Genomic DNA, 5141 nt, shown 5'->3' with positions numbered 1-5141 from the left:
TTGAGCTGCAAGTTATGGCCTGTCCAATGCCGGACCTTCATTCAGCGATGTTGGTTTGTTGTTGCATGTCCCTTTCTTGCTTGCCGAAACGGCAATTATGACAGTTATTTCCATAAGCACAATACGACTTGTGCTGTTGAATGAAAGTCCAGAGGCGTTTCGATTTTCCAAGCGAGAACTCAGATATTTTCTATATTACATTGGGTTCTTCGTCGCATGGATAGTACCAAGCATGCTTATTGGGGCGTCATCATCCCTTGTTTTTTATAGTATTTGGATGGCTTCGATTCCATTGGCATTTTTTCTAGTGGCATTATTTTTCACGCTAAGGTTGTCGTTGTTATTCGTAGGCGTGGCTATTGATAGAAAAATCTCACTGAGAGATTCCTATACTATGACTCATGGCCCTCAGTGGGCGCTATTCATTTCGCTTGCGATGTTCGGTGCTTTGTTTTATATATTTTATGTTTTGTTGGGGATTATTGCCAGCTGGATAGGGCCTGGGTATTGGAGCTTAATATTGGATTTGTTGATGTATCCGTTGGTGAGTATGTTCGCTTATGTGCTTATATCTATTGTTCTATCTATCTTATACACCGAGACTTATCAGCCAGGCTCCAACGAAACAAGTGCAACAGAGGCGTTGCTGTGATAACTACATTGACAGATGAGGTGGGTGCTGGTGTGATAAGAGAAAGTGAAATAAAGAAAGTTGGTTTGCTTGTTAGGGTTCTTAGTGCTTTTGTCTCTTTGTGTTGAATCATAGCCTTATTGGGTGCGCTTGCTTTTGGTAGAGATGATGGATTGAGTTTGGGTGTGTTATTGTTTTTTATTGGTTTGTCAGTATGCTTATACATTTTCACTGTAATACTGATGACAGGTTAGCCGCCTGGTTTTTTAAGGTGGACGGCGGGGAAGAGGTGATAATGAACGCGGCACCGCCTCACAGCCGATCCGCTTCCAGGGCCAGTGGCACGACGAAGAATCGGGCCTCTACTACAACCGCCACCGCTACTACGATCCGCAGCAGGGCCGATACATCAGCCAGGATCCGATTGGCCTGAAGGGCGGCAGGAACCTGTATCAATATGCGGCGGCCCCCAGTGTAGAAGTAGATCCTCTCGGACTAAGAGGGGTATATGGTTTAGGGGGAGGACCTTATAGCCAATCGAATATGGTGAGGAGGGCTGCAGCCCGTCAAGAACCAGCAAGCAAAGCTGTTGCTACAGGGGCAGACATTGGTGGTGAAATCTTTGGTGGTGTTTTTGGGACATCGATCTCTACGGGCAAGCAGCTAGACTCTCATGGTAATATATGCGCCGTTACAACTGGCTGTATGAAGTTTGGCCTTGGTGCCTTCGCTGGTGCTGGTGTAGACATATCGGGAGCTGTTAATGGTGGAGCCATGGAAACAGGTGTTACAGAAACCTGGGGCCCATTTGTGCGAGGAGGCTCAGGGATCGCTGCAGGTGCTTCTGGTAGCTTTGGTGAAAGTGGCGTCGGCGGAGCCAGAGGTTTTTTCGGGAAAGGTATAGGTGGTGCCGGCGGAATTCAGTTTTGCCGTATTTCCACTGTATGCAACGAGGAGTCTGCAGAAAGTGAGTAAAGGGCTAAAAACAAAGTCTAATATAGTTTTAGTGGCTGCTATAACAGGGTGGCTTGGGATTGTAATGCGCGAAGCAGGCTGGGAATTTTTTGGAAATGCTGTATTTAATATAAGTCTTATCATCGCTGCTGTCTTCGGGGTTTTGGGCTTAATCGGCCTTGCTATAAATTTTTGCAGTAGAAAAAATAAATGAAAGATATTGTGAGCAGTACCAACACCTAACCCAGCTGTACAGTGATGGTAACCTTCTAACACATGCCCCTGAGCCAGCCATCTGACTCAGGGGCTTTCGCTTCTGCCGCTAAATTACTTCGCCGCCAGAGCCACGCCTACCTTGGAGCGGTTGGGCCTCCCGATGGTCTGGGTGATCCAGGTGCCGGTCTCGGCGAGTTTATCGAGGTCGATGCCGGTCTCGATGCCGAGGCCGTTGAGCAGGTAGACGACGTCTTCACTGGCCACGTTGCCGGAGGCGCCCTTGGCGTAGGGACAGCCGCCGAGGCCAGCGACGGAGCTGTCCACCACGCTGATGCCTTCTTCCAGTACGGCGTAGAGGTTGGCGAGGGCCTGGCCGTAGGTGTCGTGGAAGTGGGCGGCGAGCTTTGCCATGGGGATGTCGTGGCTCACTGCTTCGATCATGCGCTTTGCGGCGAGCGGTGTGCCGACGCCGATGGTGTCGCCGAGGGAGACTTCGTAGCAGCCCATGTCATAGAGCGCCTTGGATACTTCGGCGACCTTGGCCGGGGCGATCTCGCCTTCGTAGGGGCAGCCGAGTACGCAGGAGACGTAGCCGCGCACGCGGACGTTGGCTGCTTTCGCCCTCTCCAACACCGGGGCGAAGCGCTCCAGGGATTCGGCGACGGAGCAGTTGATGTTTTTCTGTGAGAAGGCCTCGGAGCTGCGCCGAATACCGCCACTTCTTCCACGCTGCATTCGAGTGCCGCTTCCAGCCCCTTGAGGTTGGGGGTGAGGGCGGCGTAGGTGACGCCTGGTCGGCGGGTCAGGCCGGTCATCACTTCGCGGTGGTCGGCCATCTGCGGCACCCACTTGGGGGAGACGAAGCTGGCGGCCTCGATGTAGGTGATGCCGGCATCGCCCAGGCGGTCGATCAGTTCGAGCTTGGTGGCCGTGTCGATCGGGTTGGGTTCGTTCTGCAGCCCGTCGCGGGGGCCGACCTCGACCAGGCGGACGGTTTTGGGGAATGTCATGGTGTCTCTCCAGCAGTGGCACGGTCTGCTTTTGGTGTCGGTAGCATAAGCCTTTGCCAACTCCGCCGGGCGCCTATCGGCGCCTGTCGCGATGCGGAGCAGCGCTCCTACAGCTGTTTTAGCCTAGGGCAGCGGCAGGATCCGGGAGGCCTCCGGCCTCCTGTCGCGATGCGGAGCAGCGCTCCTACAGCTGCCTTATCTGCCATATCAGGCAATTGTCACCCTGTCGGAGCAGCTTTAGCTCGCGACTGGCGCCGGTAGGCGCCTTGGCGGAGGCTGCCGACGTTGGTGTTTTTCACCTCCCTCGCCGGGGAGGCCTTCGGCCTCCAGTCGCGATGGGAACTCGGGACGCCGAACCGAGCGCTCCTACAGCTGTTTTCTCTGCCATATCAGGCGATTGTCACCCTGTCGGAGCAGCTTTAGCTCGCGACTGGCGCCGGTAGGCCTTCGGCCTCCAGTCGCGATGCAAAGTCGGGACGCCGAACCGAGCGCTCCTACAACTCCTAATTTATTCCTCGACGGCGAATTCCAGCAGTACGTCGCCTTGGCCGACGGTGTCGCCGCCCTGGAAGTGGAAGCTGGCGACGTGGCCGTCGGCGGGGGCGGTCATGGTGTGTTCCATCTTCATGGCTTCCATGACCATCAGCGGCATGCCTTTTTCGACTTTCTGACCCGGTTCCACCAGCAGGGCGACGACGGTGCCGTGCATGGGGGCGGTGAGGGTCGATTCGGCTTCGTGGTGGCCGTGGTCGATGGCGTCGATGCGGCGCCAGAACAGGCGGGTTTCGCCGCGTGGGTCGACCATGACGACGACGTTGCCGTCGCGCCGTGCCTGCAGGCGACGGCGATGGCCGTTGAGGGTGACTGCCACGGCGTCGCCGGCCAGGGGCTGCAGGCTGGCGGTGAGGGTCTCGCCGCGAATGGTCAGGGTCCAGAGGGCGTCGCCGCTGTGGCGGGTGCCGTCGACCACGACCACGGTCTCGGAATCTTCACTGGCCTGGACGTGAGCCGGGTCACACAGCGCGATGCGGATGCTGTGCGGGGCGTTGAGGCGGAAGCCGTCGTGACGGTCCCAGGGCGAGTCGCTTTCGCACTCCCGGGCCAGCTGGTTGAGGCCCACCAGGGCGGCACCGGCGTACTCTTCGATGCTGTACTGCTTGGGGGCGAACAGGGTGGCTTCGTTGCGCTCGATGAAGCGGGTATCCAGCTCGCAGGCCTTGAAGGCGGGGTGCGTGGCCAGGCGCTGCAGGAAGGCGCGGTTGGTGACCACGCCCTGCACGTCCAGCGCCGCCAGGGCGCGGTTGAGCGTGGCCAGGGCCTGGTCGCGGTCGTCGCCGTGGACGATCAGCTTGGCCAGCATGGGGTCGTAGTGCATGGAAACGGCATCGCCGGTCTCCACGCCGCTGTCCAGGCGCACGCGGCTGGGGTCGAGGCCGGCGCCTTCCAGGTCCATGGCGAACTGGGTCAGCAGGCCGGTGGCGGGCAGGAAGTCCTGGTCCGGGTCCTCGGCGTAGAGGCGCGCCTCGAAGCTGTGGCCGGTGATGGTCAGCTCCTCCTGGGTCAGGGGGAGGGCTTCGCCCATGGCCACGCGCAGCTGCCATTCGACCAGGTCCTGGCCGGTGATCATCTCGGTGACCGGGTGCTCCACCTGCAGGCGGGTGTTCATCTCCATGAAGAAGAACGAGCGTCGGCATCCAGCAGGAATTCGACGGTGCCGGCGCCCACGTAGCCGATCTCCTTGGCGGCGCGCACGGCGGCATCGCCCATCTCGCGGCGCAGTTCGGCGGTCATGCCGGGAGCGGGGGCTTCTTCCAGCACCTTCTGGTGGCGGCGTTGTACCGAGCAGTCGCGCTCGAACAGGTAGACACCGTTGCCGTGGCTGTCGCAGAAGACCTGGACCTCGACATGGCGCGGCTGGGTCAGGTACTTCTCGATCAGCATGCGGGTGTCGCCGAAGGCGGCCTGGGACTCGCGGCGACAGCCTCCAGTGCAGCCTGGAACTGCTCGCTGCTCTCCACCACTCGCATGCCCTTGCCACCGCCGCCGGCGCTGGCCTTGAGCAGTACCGGGTAGCCGATCTTGTCGGCTTCGGTCTTGAGCAGGGCGTCGTCCTGGTCGTGACCGTGATAGCCCGGCACCAGCGGCACGCCGGCGTCAGCCATGCGCGCCTTGGCCGCGGACTTGTCGCCCATGGCGGCAATCGCCGAGGCGGGCGGGCCAACGAAGACGATGCCGGCCTGGTCCAGCGCTTCGACGAAGCCGCCGTTCTCGGAGAGGAAGCCGTAGCCGGGGTGGATGGCGCCGGCGCCGGTGCGCTTGGCGGCCTCGAC

At 59.2% G+C, this 5141-nt stretch carries 2 protein-coding genes and 3 pseudogenes; 3 read left to right on the top strand and 2 right to left on the bottom strand.

Annotation, left to right across the window (positions count from 1 at the left end; all coding sequences use genetic code 11):
- Window positions 1–232 precede the first annotated feature (232 nt).
- The 3 genes and pseudogenes from Q427_RS07120 to Q427_RS31050 all read left to right on the top strand — a co-directional run bounded on the left by Q427_RS07120 (window position 233) and on the right by Q427_RS31050 (window position 1799).
- Complete coding sequence (locus Q427_RS07120; protein WP_043512369.1) at window positions 233–652, top strand: hypothetical protein; 420 nt, start codon at window positions 233–235, stop codon at window positions 650–652.
- A gap of 297 nt (window positions 653–949) precedes the next feature.
- Window positions 950–1606, top strand: a pseudogene (locus tag Q427_RS35150) (RHS repeat-associated core domain-containing protein); the annotation flags it as partial.
- Entirely contained in the window at window positions 1599–1799 is a 201-nt protein-coding gene (locus tag Q427_RS31050) for a hypothetical protein (RefSeq protein ID WP_155833474.1), read from the top strand. The pseudogene Q427_RS35150 and the gene Q427_RS31050, both read left to right, overlap by 8 nt.
- Before the next feature lie 113 nt (window positions 1800–1912).
- Here the strand turns inward: Q427_RS31050 and Q427_RS07115 are convergent.
- Both Q427_RS07115 and Q427_RS07110 read right to left on the bottom strand, forming a co-directional pair.
- Window positions 1913–2811, bottom strand: a pseudogene (locus Q427_RS07115) (hydroxymethylglutaryl-CoA lyase).
- A gap of 508 nt (window positions 2812–3319) precedes the next feature.
- Window positions 3320–5141, bottom strand: a pseudogene (locus Q427_RS07110) (acetyl/propionyl/methylcrotonyl-CoA carboxylase subunit alpha); the annotation flags it as partial.

This window comes from Halomonas sp. BC04, assembly GCF_000568385.1.
The sequence above is the reverse complement of the archived record's forward strand: the minus strand, read 5'-3'. Positions and strand labels throughout refer to the sequence as shown.